The organism is Zestomonas insulae (assembly GCF_016901015.1).
Taxonomy (GTDB): Bacteria; Pseudomonadota; Gammaproteobacteria; order Pseudomonadales; family Pseudomonadaceae; genus Aquipseudomonas; species Aquipseudomonas insulae.
The window spans coordinates 158,597-175,939 of the sequence record NZ_JAFEUP010000004.1; the positions used below are offsets into that span (position 1 = coordinate 158,597).

The 17,343-nt window shown below is 65.5% G+C and carries 10 protein-coding genes; 2 read left to right on the forward strand and 8 right to left on the reverse strand.

The window, feature by feature from the left end; translation table 11 throughout:
- Nucleotides 1-16: 16 nt before the first annotated feature.
- From JQX08_RS14285 to JQX08_RS14300, 4 genes are all read right to left on the reverse strand, one after another.
- On the reverse strand, nucleotides 17-1,201 hold the full coding sequence (locus JQX08_RS14285) for a lipid-transfer protein (RefSeq protein WP_205349067.1): 1,185 nt from the start codon (nucleotides 1,199-1,201) through the stop codon (nucleotides 17-19).
- Between the two features lie 36 nt (nucleotides 1,202-1,237).
- Complete coding sequence (locus JQX08_RS14290) at nucleotides 1,238-2,797, reverse strand: long-chain-fatty-acid--CoA ligase (protein WP_205349068.1); 1,560 nt, start codon at nucleotides 2,795-2,797, stop codon at nucleotides 1,238-1,240.
- Between the two features lie 61 nt (nucleotides 2,798-2,858).
- A complete protein-coding gene (locus JQX08_RS14295; RefSeq protein ID WP_205349069.1) occupies nucleotides 2,859-4,415 on the reverse strand; it encodes an acyl-CoA synthetase in 1,557 nt (518 codons plus the stop codon).
- Between the two features lie 153 nt (nucleotides 4,416-4,568).
- Nucleotides 4,569-6,266 carry a GMC family oxidoreductase gene (locus tag JQX08_RS14300; protein WP_205349070.1) on the reverse strand — a complete coding sequence of 566 codons (1,698 nt, stop codon included), beginning with the start codon at nucleotides 6,264-6,266 and terminating at the stop codon, nucleotides 4,569-4,571.
- Nucleotides 6,267-6,637: 371 nt separating this feature from the next.
- Between JQX08_RS14300 and JQX08_RS14305 the strand changes: the two genes are divergently transcribed.
- The gene (locus JQX08_RS14305) at nucleotides 6,638-9,376 is read left to right on the forward strand and encodes a winged helix-turn-helix domain-containing protein (RefSeq protein WP_205349071.1); all 2,739 of its coding nucleotides are present in this window, start codon (nucleotides 6,638-6,640) and stop codon (nucleotides 9,374-9,376) included.
- 25 nt (nucleotides 9,377-9,401) lie between these two features.
- On the opposite strand, the gene JQX08_RS14310 is transcribed toward JQX08_RS14305, so the two are convergent.
- The 4 genes from JQX08_RS14310 to JQX08_RS14325 form a co-directional block, all read right to left on the reverse strand.
- On the reverse strand, nucleotides 9,402-11,912 hold the full coding sequence (locus tag JQX08_RS14310; RefSeq protein ID WP_205349072.1) for a LuxR C-terminal-related transcriptional regulator: 2,511 nt from the start codon (nucleotides 11,910-11,912) through the stop codon (nucleotides 9,402-9,404).
- Between the two features lie 156 nt (nucleotides 11,913-12,068).
- Entirely contained in the window at nucleotides 12,069-13,436 is a 1,368-nt protein-coding gene (locus JQX08_RS14315) for a DUF1329 domain-containing protein (protein ID WP_205349073.1), read from the reverse strand.
- A 25-nt stretch (nucleotides 13,437-13,461) separates the two neighbouring features.
- Complete coding sequence (locus JQX08_RS14320) at nucleotides 13,462-15,405, reverse strand: DUF1302 domain-containing protein (RefSeq protein WP_205349074.1); 1,944 nt, start codon at nucleotides 15,403-15,405, stop codon at nucleotides 13,462-13,464.
- Nucleotides 15,406-15,630: 225 nt separating this feature from the next.
- On the reverse strand, nucleotides 15,631-16,395 hold the full coding sequence (locus JQX08_RS14325) for an alpha/beta hydrolase (RefSeq protein ID WP_205349075.1): 765 nt from the start codon (nucleotides 16,393-16,395) through the stop codon (nucleotides 15,631-15,633).
- A 259-nt stretch (nucleotides 16,396-16,654) separates the two neighbouring features.
- On the opposite strand from JQX08_RS14325, the gene JQX08_RS14330 reads away from it, so the two are divergent.
- Nucleotides 16,655-17,338 (forward strand): SOS response-associated peptidase, encoded by a 684-nt coding sequence (locus JQX08_RS14330; RefSeq protein ID WP_205349076.1) that lies wholly within the window; start codon nucleotides 16,655-16,657, stop codon nucleotides 17,336-17,338.
- Nucleotides 17,339-17,343: the final 5 nt, after the last annotated feature.

Below are 17,343 nucleotides of genomic sequence, written 5' to 3' on the forward strand. Positions count from 1 at the left end.
CGAAGTGCTCCAGGGATTACTGACGCTGGTACAGGGTGACGACGCAGGCGCCGCCCAGACCGAGGTTGTGTTGCAGGGCGAAGCGCGCGCCTTCGACCTGGGTGGCGTCGGCGGTGCCGCGCAGCTGACGGGTCAGCTCGAAGCACTGGGCGAGGCCGGTGGCGCCCAGCGGGTGGCCCTTGGAGAGCAGGCCGCCGGACGGGTTGGTGACCACGCGGCCGCCGTAGGTGTTGTCGCCGTCGGCGATGAACTTCTCGGCAGTGCCTTCCGGGGTCAGCATCAGGCCTTCGTAGGTGATCAGTTCGTTGGCGGTGAAGCAGTCGTGCAGCTCGACGACCTGGATGTCCTGCGGGCCGACACCGGCCTGCTCGAACACGCTCAGCGCGGCGTTGCGGGTCATGTCGTAGCCGACCACTTTGCGCATGTCGGCTTCGTCGAAGGTGCTGTTGCGGTCGGTGGTCATCGACTGGCCGGCGATCACCACGTCGGTGTTCAGGCCGTGCTTCTTGGCGAAGGCTTCCGAGCAGACGATCGCGGCAGCCGCGCCACAGGTCGGCGGGCAGCACTGCAGACGGGTCAGTGGATCGAAGATCATCGGCGAGGCCATGACTTCCTCGACGCTCACCACGTTGCGGAACACCGCCAGCGGGTTGCGTGCGGCGTGCTGGCTGGCCTTGGCGCGAATCTTGGCGAAGACTTCGCGGCTGATGCCGTATTCCTGCATGTAGGCACGCCCGGCGCCGCCGAAGAACTGCGCGGCACGCGGCGCCTGCTCGTCGAAGCCCTGGATCTGGCTCATGGTCTTGGCGAAGCGGTCCATCGGGCCGGTGCGGTCGGTGTAGGCGCCTTTCAGCGCGCCCGGCACCATCTGCTCGAAGCCGAGGGCGATGGCGCAGTCGATGGCACCGCTGGCCACGGCCTGGCGGGCCAGGTACAGCGCGGTGGAGCCGGTCGAGCAGTTGTTGTTGACGTTGATCACCGGGATGCCGGTCAGGCCGACGCCGTACACCGCGGCCTGGCCGCAGGTGGAGTCGCCATAGACGTAACCGACGTAGGCCTGCTGGACCAGCGCGTAGTCGATGCCGGCATCGGCCAGCGCGGCCTTGGCGGCATTGGCGCCCATGACGTGGTATTCGTCACTCTGGCCCGGTTTGGTGAACTGGATCATGCCGACGCCGGCGACCACTACTTTGTTGCTCATAGCTCTTTCTCCGAGTGATGGATGGTCACCGTGCAGTCAGTTGACGGCGCGGGCCTTGCCTTTCCAAAAGGGTTCGCGCAGGTCGCGCTTGAGGATCTTTCCGGCTCCGGACAGCGGCAGCGTGTCGCGGAACTCCACGGATTTCGGGCACTTGTAGCCGGCGATGAATTCGCGGCAGTGCGCGCGCAGTTCGTCTGCGCCCAGCGTGGCGCCCGGCTTCAGGGTGACCACCGCGTGGACCGCCTCGCCCCAGGTGTCGTGGGGAATGCCGATCACCGCGCAGAGCGCCACCGCTGGGTGCTTGGCCAGCACGTTCTCCACCTCGGCGGAGTACACGTTCTCGCCGCCGGAGACGATCATGTCCTTGACCCGGTCGACGACGAATACATAGCCTTGCGCGTCCATATAGGCGGCGTCTCCGCTACTGAACCAGCCGTTCTGCAGCGCCTTGGCAGTCTCTTCCGGCTTGCCCCAGTAGCCCTGCATCAGCGACGGGCCCTTGAGGAGGATCTCGCCGACGCTGCCACGTGGCAGCTCCTGGCCCTGCTCGTCGGCAATCTTCAGCTGCAGGCCGGCGATTGCCCGCCCTGCCGAGCGGTAAAGACCGCTGGCACGCCCTTCCGGGCCATGGTTCTCATGCAGATTGAGTGTCACCGGCCCACAATTTTCGGTCATGCCATAGGCGTGGGTGAACTCGACGCCGGCCGGCAACAGCTCCAGCGCCCGCTCAAGCACGGCGGCGTTGATCGGTGCGGCGCCGTAGCTGATCCGCTTGAGGCTGCTCAGGTCGGTTTCGGCAAACTTGGGATGCGCCAGCAGGGCCTGGAGCATCGTCGGCACCAGCATGGCTTCAGTGATTCGCTCGCGCTGAATGGTTTCCAGCACCTCGACCACTTCGTAGAAGGGAAGATAGGCATTCGGCGCACCGGCGATCAGCCGCTGGGCAACCAACCCCATACCGGCGACATGGAACATTGGCGAGGTGATCAGCACCAACGAGTCGCGGTCCACCGGACATGTCGTCATACGCATCAGGGCGCAGGACCACAGGCAGCGGTGGGTCAGCATCACGCCTTTGGGGAGACCGGTGGTGCCGCCGGTGTACATGATCACCGCCAGGTCTTCGCCACCGCGCCAGCTGTCTTCCATCGGCGCGGATTCGGCGATCAGTTGCTCGAAGGAGTGCATGCCGGCTGGCGTCTCGCCGTCACCGGCGTGGATCAGGACCGGCTGGTGTTTGGCGGTGGCGAGGATGCCCTCGATCAGCGGCAGGTGCTGGTCATCGACGATCAGGAAGCGGGTGTCGCAGTCGTCAAGCGAATAGACGATTTCCGGCACGCTCCAACGGTAGTTCACCGGGTTGAGCACTGCCCCGGCCCACCAGCCGGCCAGCATGTACTCCTGGTAACGGTCGGAGTTCAGCGCCAGCATGCCGATCCGTTCACCCTCGCCAAGGCCCAGGCCGCGAAGCCCGGCCGCCAGGCGCGCCACGCGATCGCCCAACTCGCGATAGGTACGACGGCGACCACGGTAAATGCTCGCTACCGCATCGGGGGTCATCTGGATGGAAGTGTGCAGACCTTGGGTCAAATGCATGGTGAAGCCTCGATTCGGTGGAAGAAGTGACCGAGCGGCGCAACTGCGCCGGCGGCTGCGGTCAGTTCACGCCGTGCTTGCGATCCTTCCAGTAGGGCTCGCGCAGTTCGCGCTTGAGCACCTTGCCGGCGCCGGAGATGGGCAGCGCGTTGACGAAGTCCACCGACTTCGGGCACTTGTAGCCGGCGATGCGCTGGCGGCAGTGGGCGATGACTTCTTCGCTACTCACTTCCAGGCCGGGCTTGAGCACCACCACCGCATGCACCGCCTCGCCCCACTGCTCGCTGGGCACGCCGATCACCGCGCAGGCGGCCACCGCCGGATGACCGGCCACGGCGCTTTCGACTTCCGCGGAATAGACGTTCTCGCCGCCGGTCACGATCATGTCCTTGAGGCGATCGACGATGAACAGGTAGCCATCCTCGTCCATATAGGCGCCATCACCGGTGTGCATCCAACCATCGCGGAGTGCTTCGGCGGTTTCTTCCGGGCGGTTCCAGTAACCGAGCATGACGTTCGGGCCGCGCGCGATGAGTTCACCCACGGTGCCGCGCGGCACTTCGATGCCGGCTTCATCGACTACCCGCACGGTGACGCACAGTGCTGGGCGACCCGCCGAGCGCACCCGACCGTTGGCGATACCTGCAGCGCTATGGTTCTCCGAGCCACTGATGGAGATCACCGGAGAGGTTTCGGTCATCCCGTAACCTTGCTGGAACTCGATGCCGGGCATCAGCTCCAGGGCGCGTTCGAGCACCGGCGCGGCAATCGGCGAGGCGCCGTAGGTCAGGCGCTTGAGGCTGCTGATGTCGTATTTGCCGAAGTCCGGGTGGGCGATCATCGCCTGCAGCATGGTCGGCACCAGGAGGATGTCGAAGACCTTCTCGCTTTCGATGGTGCGCAGCACGTCGAGGGCGTCGAAGGTCGGCACGAACACGTGCGGCTGGCCGACGATCACCTGGGTGACGACCCGCGCCATGCAGGCCGTGTGGAACATCGGCGCCACATGCAGCACGCTGGTGTTCGGCGTGATGTTGTGCTCGGCCATGCGGCCGACCGCCGAGGACCAGAGGTTCAGGTGCGACTGCATCACGCCCTTCGGTCGGCCGGTGGTGCCGCCGGTGTACATGATGCTGGCCAGGTCATTGCCGCCGCGCGCCATGTCGTCGATTGGCGCGCTGTCGTGGATCAGCTGCTCCAGCGAGAGCATGCCGGCCGGCGCCGGACCGTCGCCGGCATGGATCAGTACCGGACGCACCTTGGCCATCGAAGCGATGCCTTCGGCCATGTGCAGGAAGTTGTCGTCGACCAGCAGGATGCGGGTGTCGCAGTCGTCCAGCGAATAGACGATCTCCGGCACGCTCCAACGGATGTTCACCGGATTGAGCACGCCGCCGCCCCACCAGGTGCCGAGCATGTACTCGAGGAAATGATCGGAGTTCAGGCCGAGCATGCCGACCCGGTCGCCCACCTGCATGCCCAGGCCTTGCAGGCCGCTGGCCAGGCGTGCGACTCGCGCTGCGAGTTCGCCATAGCTGCGACGGCGGCCACGGAACACGGTGGCCAGCGCTGCGGGATTCATCTGCAGCATGCGGTGCAGGCCCTGAGTCAGGTACATAAAGCTCTCCTGGATCATTTGTTGTTGTGCTATCGATGCTACGCACTGCGTCATGCGGTCGCGTCGGTCGAATGAGTGAACTAGAAAGGGATTAGAAACTGATTCGAATGGAGTAGACCGGGCGCGGCGCAGGGCCGCCGCCCGGCCCTCGACTCAGCTCAGCGCCGCCTCGGCCTGCGGCTCGGCAACGGCCTGCACGCGCCAGTCGGCGAGGATCAGGTCGGCGGCTTTCTCGCCGATCATGATCACCGGCGCGTTGGTGTTGCCGCCGACCTGGGCCGGCATGATCGAGGCATCGACTACCCGCAGGCCTTCGACACCGCGCACACGCAGGCGCACGTCGACCACCGACTCGCTGTCGCTGCCCATCCGGCAGGTGCCGACCGGGTGGTACACGTTGTCGGCGTGCTGGCGAATCATCTGCTTGACCGCCTCGTCGTCGCGGCCGTCGAACGCCAGGTGGCCATGGAACAGCGGCTTGCCGCCGAAACGGGTCAGCGCCGGTTGCTCGAGGATGCGGTGGACGAGCTTCGCGCCCCTGAGCATGGTCGCCATGTCGCGCTCGTCCTTGAGCAGGTTGAGCTCGATCAACGGGTCGTCACGCATGTCGCGCGAGCGCAGGCGCACCTCGCCACGGCTGTGCGGGCGCAGCACGCAGACGTGCACCGAGTAACCGCTGCCGTAGTGGAAGGTGCGCCCGTGGTTGTCGCCGGAAGACATCACGAAGTGTAGTTGCACGTCCGGCTCGGCCAGGCTCGGATCGGTCTTCAGGAAGGCCCCTGCCTCAGTGAAGGTGCGGGTGAACAGACCGCCGCGCTCGCGCCGGTACTTCAGCAGTTGCCAGGCGTAGCTGAGCAGGCCGCGTAGCGTGACGCCGAACAGGTCGGTGCTGAACTTGCGCTTGTGCAGGATCAGGTCCGGGTGTTCCTGCAGGTTCTTGCCCACTTGCGGCGAGTCCTGCACAACCTCGATGCCGTGCGCCTGCAGCTCGGCTGCCGGGCCAACGCCGGAAACCAGCAGCAGCTGCGGCGACACCAGGGCACCGGCACTGAGGATCACTTCGCGACGGGCGCGCAGCAGCACTTCGGCGCCATCAAGCTCGACCAGCACGCCAACCGCACGCTTGCCCTCGAAGACCACGCGCAGCGCCCGCGTCCCGGTCAGCACCTGCAGGTTGCGGCGGCCGCCGTTGAACGCGCTGTCGTTGCGATCGCCCTGGTGCAGGTAGGCACGCGCGGCGTTCCAGCGCTCACCGTTGCGCTGGGTGACCTGGAAGTAGCCGACACCTTCCTGGCGCGGGCCGTTGAAGTCGTGGTTGTAGGGGTAGCCGGCGCTGGCCGCCGCCTCGATGAAGTGGCGCGCGTAGGAGCACGGCGAGCGCGGATCGGTGACGTGCAGCGGGCCGCTGCCGCCATGCAGGGCATCGTCGTCGCGCCCGGCAACCCGTTCGTTGTTCTCGGCGCGCTTGAAGTAAGGCAGCACGTCCTGCCAGCTCCAGCCGTCGCAGCCCTGCTGCGCCCAGCCGTCGTAGTCCGAGGGCGTGCCACGCAGGTAGAGCATGCCGTTGATCGACGAGCTGCCACCCAGGCCGCGACCGCGCGGCAGGTAGCTGGCACGGCCGGCAATGCTCGGCTGCGGCTGGCTCTCGTAGGCGTAGTTGAATTCACCTTTGCGCGGAATGACCAGCGCGATGCCTACGGGCGTAGTGACCAGCGGGCTGTGATCCTGGCCGCCGGTTTCCAGCAATGCCACCGTGGCGCCACCGGCTTCAGCCAGGCGCGCGGCGACGGCACAGCCGGCGGAACCGGCGGAACCGGCGCCGACGACGATAAAGTCAAAAGTCTGATCCATGGGGGCTGCCTCTCTTGTAATAGGGCGCCGCCGGCTGCTCGGGGTGGGCCGACGGAAACAGCCGGTGAGTATCCGCAGCGCGTCGCCAGCAACCATCGGTCGTTCGGAGCATTCAACCGAGTAGTCCGCGGCGCGAGCCGCAAGTCCTTAGGCGCCACCGCAGGGCGCGCGCAACGCCCCTGCTGCGCCAGGCAGAGCACGCCGGCGCGGTCTGGCGCATCACCCGTTCGTGCGGTTGGCCGCGCGTATACTCCAAACGAACTACGGGCGTGATCAGCAGCACGTGGCAGAATCTGCGCTCTTCAGTACGCCGTTTTGTTCCAGATGGAAGGGGCTCACCCCCGTCTGCACGCGTTGGAAGTGGAGTTTTCATGTCTAGTCATTCGACCCTCCCCCCAGGCGCCGCCCGCGCGGACCATCGCGCCGCGCGCAGCCGCCAGCACGCTCCCCGTATCCAGACCACCAAGCTGGCGCCGCCGGCAGCCATGAGCAGCCGCCTGCTGCGCGAAGACCTGCTCGCTCAGATGGACGATACCGACGGCAAGCGCCTGATCCTCATCCGCGCCGCCGCCGGCTTCGGCAAGACCACGCTGATGCAGCAGTACCACGAGCGCTGCCTGGCCAGCGGCCGCAAGACCCTGTGGCTGAACATCGATGCGGCCGACAACGACCTGGAGCGCTTTCTCGCCCATCTGGACATCGGTCTGCGCGCCCTCGAACCGGCAGATGCGGAAGAGCACGACAGCACTGAGCTGAGCCAGGATCTGCTGGAGCGACTGAATGCCATCGACGAGCCGTTCGCGATCTTCCTCGACGAGCTCGAGACCCTGCAGAACCCGCCGCTGCTGGACTTCATCCAGCAGATGCTCGAACACATGCCGCCGTGCGGCGTGCTGCTGATCACCTCGCGCTCGACCCCGGACATCGGCCTCGGCCGCCTGCGGGCGCGGGGCCAGCTGCTGGAGATCAACCCCAGCGCGCTACGCTTCTCGCTCGACGAAGCGACCCGTTTCATCCGCGACAAGCACGCGCTGCCACTGGCCGATGCGGAGATCGCCACGCTGTATCGCTGCACCGAGGGCTGGGTGACCGCCCTTTATCTGGCCAGCCTGTCGTTGCAGGGGCGCCAGGAGCACGCCGCCTTCGTCGCCTCGTTCTCCGGCTCCAACCTGGAGCTCGCCGAGTACCTCACCGAGGACATCCTGGCGCGCCAGAGCGAGGACTGCCGGCAGTTCCTGCTCGATAGCAGCATCCTCAACCAGTTCAATGCGGCGCTGTGCGACGCGGTGACCGGCTGCGCGGACAGCGCCGGGATGCTCGAGCAGCTGGAACGCAACAACCTGTTCATCTTCTCGCTCGACAACGAACACCAGTGGTTCCGCTACCACAGTCTGTTCGCCAGCTTTCTGCGCGACGCCCTGGAGCGCCGCCAGCCCGGTCGGGCCAAGACCCTGCACCGCAACGCCGCCGCCTGGTACCTGGCGGAGCAGCGACCGGTGCCCGCCATCGACCACCTGCTGCAGGCCGGCGCCACCCTGGAAGCCGCCACGCAGTTCGACCTGCACGTCCATGAGCTGACCGACGCCGGGCGCTCGCGCCTGCTATTGCGCTGGGCCGACCAGCTGCCGGTGGAAGTCCTCGAACAGTACCCGCGCGTGGGCCTGGCCTACGCCTGGACCCTGGCCGTGCACCGTCGTTACCGCGAGGCGATGAACTGGGTCGAACGCCTCGAGCGCATGCAGGAACGCGAAGGTCTGCCGTCCTTTGCGCTGGAGGCGGAAACCATTCGCTGTCTGGTGCTGGTCCTCACCGACCGCATGGAGGATTGCTACGCAGCCGGGGTTCAGCACATCGAGCGGTTGCCGGTGGGCGAGGTATTCCAGTACACCACGGTGGCCAACGTACTCGCCTACAGCATGGTAAGCACCGGCCGCTACGACGAGGCACGCCGCCTGCTCTCCCGCGCCACTCTGCGCGATGCGCAGCGCAGCTCGACGCTGATGCGCACCGTCGCCGGCTCCATCGAGTGCCACATCGACTTGCTGCAGGGCCGCCTGGGCACCGCGCTGGCGCGCACGCAGATCGCCTTCGAGCGCGCGAGTGATCGCAACACCGGCAAAGTCCTGGCCGCCAACCCGGTCCCGGACGTCATGCTATCGATGATGCTCTACGAGTCGGACCAGCTCGAGGAAGCCGAACAGCGGCTGACCAGCGCCCTGCCGCATGTCAAAGACACCTGCCCGCCGGACTCGATGATCACCAGCCACGTGGTGTTAGCGCGGATCGCCTACCTGCGCGGCGAGCGCAACACCCACCAGCGCTACCTCGCCGACCTCGAACAGATCGGTCAGCAAGCCGGTTCGTCGCGCATGGTCTGCTCGGCCTGGCTGGAGCGCGCGCGCGTCGCGCTACTGGAAAACCGCGCGGACAGCGCCGAGTACCTGCTGAAGATGGCCGAACTCGATGGCGACTGGGAAAGCCCGGAAATCATGTTCTACGCCAACGACGTGGACACCCCGCTGCTGCTGCGCCAGCGCCTGCACATCGTGCAGGGCAAGTACGCCGAAGCGGCTGCCGTGCTGCGCGGCGAGATCGACTTCTATCAGCAACGCCAGCGCTTGCGCCGCGTGCTGAAGACCCGCCTGTTGCTGGCCCTGGCGCTGGATGGCCTGGATCAGCAGACGGAAGCCTTCGAGGAGCTGACCCAGGCACTGCGCTTTGCCAGCCAGGAAGGCTTCATGCGCACATTCCTCGACGAAGGCCAACCGCTCGCCGAGTTGCTGCAGCGCTGGGCCGTATCCTTCCAGAGTGCCAGCAGCAGCCTGGGCATCGAGCCGCAATTCCTCGGCCGCCTGCTGCAGCGCAGTGGCGGCAACACCGATGCCGGTGGTCATCACAAGGGCGGTATCCCGCAGGAAGCGCTGACCACTCGCGAGCTGGAGGTGGTGCGCCTGCTTGCCGCCGGCAATCGCAACAAGGTGATCGCCGAGAAGATGTTCCTCTCGGAATTCACCGTGAAGACCCACCTGCGCAACATCAATGCCAAGCTCGGTGCCCAGGGGCGTACCGAAGCGGTGGCCATCGCCCGCGCGCGCGGCCTGCTCGACTGAGCCGGCGCGCCGCGACGCGGCGCTGTTAGGCGAGGATGCCCAGTGCCTTGGCCTGCATGATGGCCTGAGTACGGCGTTGGACGCCGAGCTTGGTGTTGATCTTCTTGGTGTGGGTTTTCACGGTGTTCAGCGAAATGAATAGGCGCGTGCCGACCTCGTCATTGGACAGGCCCTGCGCCAGCAGCTTGAGCACTTCCAGTTCACGCGCAGACAGCGGGCAACCGGTCGCGTCGCTCTTCTCGGCTCGCGTGCCGGGCAAGCTGCGCTCGATGGCCACCGGGGTTTGCGCCAGCCAGCTTTGCAGGCCCTGGGCGAGATCGGCGTTCAAGGCCGGCTGCTCCTGCGCCGAGCTATTGCGCAGCTCGATGGCCACCTTCTCCACCCAGGCGAGTGCCTTCTGTGCTTCGCGGGCGAGGCGCAGAAAGCGCATCTGCTCGCAACTGCGGCGCAGCGCCTTGAGGCGCAGGCGACCTTCGCTAACCTGTCCCGTGGCGCACTCGGCCAGGGCCAGGTGGAATTCGTTGCGCTGCAGCAAGGACGGCGCATGCAGCGGTGCCAGACGCGCCGTCGCACCGCTCGATTGCTCGCCATTCCGACGCGCGATGTCGAGCACCTGCTGCCATTCGTTGTGCCGCGCGAGCAGACGCATGACGTGCAGGCGAAACGCACCCTGGTAGCACGCCTCCTCCACATTGGCGCAGTGCATCTGCCGTTCGGCCTCGGCGAGATAGGCCCGCGCGCGCACCAGATCGCCACGCGCGGACGCGACCTCCACCAGGCCGAGGTAGCCGTGCAGGGCAAACGGATCGGCCGCCTCTCGTGCATGGCAGAGGCCGGCGAGCATCGCGCTTTCCCCGGCGACCAGCGCGCCGCGCAGAAACTCGAGTTCGCCCTGCAGCAGGTTCAAACGACCGAGTTGCAGGCTGTCGCGGCGCCCACCGTTTTCGACCAGGCTGCGCGACTCGTCGATCAACTCCGCAGCCGCCCCGAACTCGCCGGCCAGCAGCGCCTGGCGGATGCGGTCGCAATTGAGCAGCACCTCGCTGGCCATGCAGCCCTGGCGGCGCGCCAGCTCGATGCCGGTCTCGAGCAACCGCCGCGCTTCATCGGCCTGGCCGGTGGCCATGGCGATACGTCCGAGCGTCGAGCAACACAGCAGGGTTGCCCGCCAGTCACTGTCGCGCAGCGTAGCCAGCGCCCCATGACAGTGCTCGCGTGCGACCCGCGCATTACCGCGCATGCCTTCCACCGCGCCATACAGCGCCTGCCAGTGGGCGAGCAGACGACGATTGAGCTCCGCTGACGGTTGCGGCAGAAAATTACCCAGGCGTGCGAGGCAGGCCTGCGCCTCGTCCAGTCGCCAGCCCAGCAGCAAGGCGCGGGCGTTCTGGCAGATCAGCCGCGGGGTGCTTTCCAGCAAATCGGTCGGCAGTTTTTCGCGCCATTCGAGGAGCAGCTTGAGGTGATTGTCGGTCAGCAGCCAGTCGAGGCCGAGGCTGCGCATGTAGGCTGCCGCCACTTCCGGCTGGCCGGCGCGCAAGGCCAGTTCGATGGCCTCATCGACCTGGCCGTGGGCATTGAGTGCCCGACAGGCGCGCAGACGCAGTCGATTCAGCTCCGCGCCGCTCAAGCGACTCTGCAACGCCTGCGCAACCATCGGCAATGCGCGGTACCAGCCGGCTTGGCCGAGCGGTATGAACAGGCTTTGGCCATGCAGCAGGCGCAGGAACAGTGCAGCACCCCCACCCTCCCACATCGCCTCGCAAACTTCGGCGGAGAACTTCGGCACATGCGCCAAGCTGAACAGCAAGGCAGCCTCCTCCTCGCCCAGGCGCGGCAACAGTTCGAACTCCAGGTACTCACGCAGCCACACTTCGGCCTCGTCGGGCTGCTGCTGGGCCAGCAACAGCCGGCTGCCGGCGCACCAGCCGAGACTGTGTTGCCAGTATTCATCACGCAGGGCAACGGGCAGGTGCGGGCTCAGCGCGTCGGCCAGGGCGTCGAATTCGTCACGGGTGAAGGCCAGTTGGCTGGTGCCGAGTTGCAGCAACTGGTCATCGAGCAACAGTCGCGGCAAGTTCCAATCCGGCCGCTGGCGGCTGCTGACCACCACTTGCAGCTGCGTGCCCGGCTTCATCAGCAGACGCTCGAGCCAATCGTCGAGATCGCTGCGCGCCTGCACGGGATAGTCGTCGAGGATCAGCCACAGCGGTTGGGCCTGGTGTTCCAGCACGCGCAGCGCCTGGCTGCGTTCGACACCCAGCTCCTCGGCGATCCGCACCGTGAACTCGGCGAGGTTCAATGGCTTGCCGTTCAAGCGCAGCCACAGGTGCCGCGGTGATGCCGCACAGTGCAGTGCTTCGGTAATCAGCAGGGTTTTGCCGAAGCCGGCCGGCCCGCAGAGCAGGCGCAGGCGTCGGGGGCTGTGCAGAAACAGTTCGACCAGGCGGCTACGTGGCAGGTGCGTGGAAGGCAGTTCGGGCAAACGCTGGAAGCCTTCGCCAGGAAGGACGAGGCTGGTGCTGAAACTGGACATGGGGCACCCGCTGACCGGATTGTTGTAGGCCGAGAGAAGAACATCTGCGGCGTCAACTGGACAATCGGTCGTAGGGAGTAGCGGAGGGACTACCTCCTGTGAGGGCGTCCCACCAAGCACGCCACCGCCCTGGGCTGGGCGGTGGCGTGGTGCAGCTTAGCGAATCCCTGCGTTGCGCAGGGCCGCCGGGGTGAAGTCCGAAGCGTTGGGGGTCATCCCGTACTGGATGCCGCGCTTGGCCTCGTTGTTCATGCCCCAGACCAGGTAACGGCCGGCGATCAGGTCATACAGGCCAATCGCCGCGTACTGCGAGATACCCTGCTCGTATTCGTTGATCGAATAGCCTTCGCCGACCCGCCACAGCTGGCCACGACCGTCGTAGTGGTCAACTTCGCTGAGCTGCCAGCTGTCTTCGTCGAAGTACATGTCACGCTTGGCGTAGATGTGTCGCTCGCCGCTCTTCAGCGTGCCGACCACGTGCCAGACGCGGTGCAACTCGTAGCGCGCCAGGTCCTGGTTGATGTGCCCCGGCTTGATGATGTCGGCGTACTTCACCGACGGCGAGCCCAGCTTGTAGTTGTTGTAGGGGATGTACAGCTCCTGCTTGCCGACCAGCTTCCAGTCGTAGCGGTCCGGCGAACCGTTGTACATGTCGGCGTTGTCGGCGGTACGCATACCGTCTGCGGCGGTGCCCGGACCGTCGTAGGCTACCTGCGGGGCGCGGCGCACGCGGCGCTGACCGGCGTTGTAAACCCAGGCCATGCGCGGGTCCTTGAGCTGGTCGATGGTCTCGTGGACCAGCAGCACGTTACCGGCCATGCGCGCCGGCGCGGTGACCCGCTGCTTGTAGTAGAACAGCACGTTGTCGCCCTTGGCCTTGTCGACGCCCTGCATCAGCTGCGGGTAGGCGACTTCATCCTCGGTCTCGACGATGGTGAACGAGCCGCCGGTCTGCGGCGCCGCCTGGGCGGTCAGACGGCTCTGGTTCTTGCCGCGATAGCGGGTCATGTGGTTCCACACCACTTCGACGCCGGTTTTCGGGAACGGGAACGGGTAGTAGCGCGAGGCGGCGAAGTTACCCAGGCCGTTGCCGTCGTTGATCAGCTCGGCGGTCACCGCGCTTTTCTTGGCTGCCTCGTAGATTTCCTGCGGTGCAGCGGCGGTGCGCTGGGTCTTGTACACCGGGATCTTGTAGCTGCTGGCGTAGCGCTTGAACATCGCCAGCTGGCCGGGGGTGAGCTTGTCCTTGTACTGCTCGGCGTTGGCCGCGGTGATCACGAACAGCGGCTTCTCGCCAGCGAACGGATCGCCCAGGAAACCATTGCTGACCGGTGCCGCACCCGGCTCCAGACCACCGGTCCAGGCCGGGATGCTGCCGTCGGCGTTGCCGTCTTTCTGGCCACCCAATGGCGTCAGGCTGGTGCCGAGCTGGGCGGCTTCCTGCGGAGAGACCGCCGCCATCACGCTGCTGGCCAACAGAGACAGCGCCAGGGCGCCGATATGCATCATTGTTGTTGTTTTCATGCTGTAGTTCCTTGCCTGTTTGCCGTCAGAAGTTCACGCCAAAGCTGAGTGCCACGAAGTCACGATCGGTGTTGACGGCGAAGTCGCCGCCAAAGAAGTCGGTGTAACTGAGGCTGGCGGTGTAGGTGTTGGCGTATTCGGCATCCAGGCCAATGCTGATGGCCTTGCTGCCTTCTTCGAAGTTCGGGCCACGGCCGTCGACGTCATGCGACCAGGCCAGGCTGGGCGACAGGTTGATACCGGCGATCACGTTGCTGTAGTTGAGGATGGCGCGACCGCGGTAACCCCACGAACTGCTGGTGTAGTAGCCCTTGTCGTTGCACTCCTGCGCCGGGTTGCTGGCATTCGGCAGGCCGACGCTGGTGCCCACGCAAGCGTTCGAGTTGACGGTAGCGCCACCAGGACCGGAATCGATCATCTGGCCACCACCGAAGATCGGGCTACGGCCGAAACGGATGTCCGTGCCATTGGTATCGCCCAAGCCACTGATGCGGTTGTAACCCACCTCGCCCACCAGGGTCAGGCGGCTGGCACCCATAATCTGGTCGATGAACTTGGTCGCGCTCAGCTGCGTCTGGAAGACCGGCATGCGCTTGTAGCCTGCCACGTAGTTGCCCGCACCCGGCGTAGCGCCGCCACCTGCGAAGACGGGCGAGATGAACGCGGCTCCGCCGTTTACCCGCCCAGGCTGAGTAATGGCAGCGAAGTTCAGGTCGGCGGTGTTGATCTGCAGCGGCATGTTCGGCCGGTAGCTCATCTCGCCACCCAGTGCGACGCCTTCCAGGTTGGTGGCGAAGCTCAGACCGTAGAGGCGAACGTCTTCCGGATATTCCCAGAAGTAGCGCGCGGTGGTGACCCGGGTGAGCTGGTTCGCGGCGGCCGCGACAGCGTTACCGCCACCGTTGGAGAAGGCGGTCGTGGTCTGGTTGAAGCTGAGGTTCGGGTTGCGGCTGTGGTAGTTCAATGCGTAGGCGCCGAACTCGGTGTCGTTCAGCTCCGGCACGAACCAGCGCAGGGCCACGCCGAACTGGCCGCCATCGCGGGCATCCTTGTCCTTGAGGCGCGGCATATAGACGCTGCTTGTCCCGGCCAGCGCCCCGGCGACGCTGTTTGTGGACTCACCAGGCGCCAGGTCCGGACCGGCGAACACCAGGCGATCGTTGCAGCCTTGCTGCAGCGGATCAGCCCCGGCGAAGAACGTGCCGCAGTTGTCAGTGACGGTGGCTTCCCACTCGATTTGATAGAAGGCTTCGGCACTGACGTTTTCGCTGAAGTTCTGCGACATGTAGAACATGTTGACCGGGATCAGGCCTTCTTTGACCTCCGAACCCGGGCGGCGCAGGGCCGCGACGTCCAACGGGTTGATCGAGTTGATGCTGTTCTGGATGAAGGTGCTTTCACCCCAGCTCACCACCTGCTTACCGACGCGCACGCTGCCTGGCAGCTCGCCGATGCTGTAGTTGTGATAGACGAAGGCATCGAGCAACTGGGTGCCCGAAGACTTGGCGGCGCGATCGCGACCGCTGTCGTCGATGTCGTAGAACAGGCGATGTTCGTCCTTCAGTTCGAAGTCGTACCAGTACTTGCCGCGCATGAATGCACCGCTGTCGCCGTACTTCAGTTCGAGGTCATGGATGCCCTTGAAGATCTTCGAGAAGGTTTCACCTTTCTTGAAGTTCACGCGACCGTCGTCGGCGGTGCGGGAGGCTGCCTTGCCCTTGCCGTTCGCCGTGGTCCCGGTGGCGCTCGGCCCGGAGCCATTGCCAAATGCCGGGTTGAAGTTGGACACGAAGTCAGGATCAGCTGCGCGGGTCGACCAGCTGGCGCCCACCGACAGCGATGAGTCGAACTGCCCTTCTATCTCCCCGATGTTGAACGAAACGGCCTGTGCCTGAGAGGCCACCACCAGGGTGACGGCCATCGCCAGAGCATGCGGTCGAAATTGCCCGCGCATTGTTGTTGTTGGCATGCGGTACTTACTCCATCAGATGTTCGATTGGAGAGCGCATGCTATTCAGCTGGTCCGGCGCCAAATAGCGCCTTCTCGTGTGATTTGCAGCATCACCTCATAGGGTGACTACCACGCTACGGCATTGAATTTAATACGATTTTTACAGTAAGTCGCCTCTGCGATGGCGATCACCTGGGTGAGTAGTGCCGCGCTATCCGGCCTCGAGTCAGCCCGTCACGACGCTCACAGGCCCTCGCCGAGCAGTTTGAGGTACTGCGGGCTCTCGGAAATGCTGTTGTGCCCCACGTCGGGGATCACCCGCAGCGTCGCCACGCCCGTCGCGAAGTGCCGATATAGACGCTCGGTGCTGGCACGCGGGATCACCTCGTCGTGCTCCGCGGCAATCAGTAACGTCGGTACGCGGATGTGTGTGGCGTAACGCCACGACTCGAATCGGTCGCGCAGCAGCCAACGCACCGGGAAATAGGGGAACTGCTGCTGAGCCAGTTCCAGCACGCTGCTGTAGGGCGTCACCAGGACCAGCCGCGCCGCCGGCCGCTCGCTGGCCAGATGCACCGCAACGCCCGAGCCCAGGCTGCGCCCGACCAGCGTGACCTCCCGGTGGCTGGCGTACACCTGGTCGAACAGTGCCTGTGCATCGCGCTGAATCGCCGCTTCCGACGGCGCACCGGCGCTGCCACCAAAGCCCCGATAGTGCAGCAGGTAGATGGCGTGATCCGGAAAGGCCAGGGCGAACGACGGCAGGTTGTAGGTCGCGTCTTCGGCATTACCACCGAAGTAGATCAGCGCCTTCGGCCCCGCATGCGGCCGGCTGGAGACCAGCACCTCCACGCCGTCCACCGAGAGTTTGAGCAGCGTGGCGGGCACCGTTTCCGCGCGCGGCTGGGGGAAATAAATCAGCGAGCGCTGGAATACGAACAGCACGAGGCAGGCGGCCAGGTACAGGGCGGCCATGACAACGAGGAAATACACCCAGGTGCGCAACATTCGGCGAGCTGCCCTGCAGCGATCGATGCACTAGTGACCCGCAAAACGCTAGTGAAGTGTCGCTCACCTGTCCACGCCCCGCGTCTCGCCGATCAATTGCCTGCAACTGCTGCGCCTTTCACGTAGTTTTCACAAACGAGCGCGCAAGCTGAAGGCCATTGCTCCAAGTCAGTGATGTGCTCCCTTTTGCCCTGCCCCTCGCAGGGCATTTTGTTTTCTGAACTAATCTTTCCATTCGACCTGCTACCGGGGAGAGGCCATGTGCGGTCGCTACGTAAGCCCAGACGAAGCAGCCATGGAACGCTACTGGCACATCGGCGCGCGGCATTCGGGGCGCTGGATTCGGCAGTGTTTCAACGTGGCACCGACCACCACGGTGCCAATCGTGCGCAACCTGGCTGGTGAGATCGAGGTGGTGCCCGCGCGCTGGGGCTTGATCCCCGGCTGGTGGAAAGATCCGCGCCCACCGGGCATGAGTTTCGTCGCACGCAGCGAAGATGCCGCCAACAAACCACTGTGGCGCCAGAGCTATCGCACCCAACGCTGCCTGCTGCCCGCGCAGGGCTGGTACGAATGGTGTGCGCATGAGCAGACCGTGACCTCCAGCGGCCGCAAGACCAACCAGCCTTATTACCTGCATGCCGCCAACGACGCGCTGATTGCCATCGCCGGACTGTGGGCGAGCTGGCGCGATCCGGACGGCCAGGAAGTCGTGTCCTGCGCCCTGCTCACCCGGGAAGCCGTGCCGTCGATCCACGCGATTCACCCGCGCATGCCGGTGGTGCTCGCCCCGCATCAGTTCGAGCGGTGGCTGGCGGACGACCAGCCGCCCGCCACCCTGGACGCCCTGCTGCACGACACGCGCGAGGATTTTGTCGGCCATGCGGTGAGCACGCGGGTGAACAACACCCACAACGACGGTCCTGAGTTGCTGGACGAGTAAGCGCT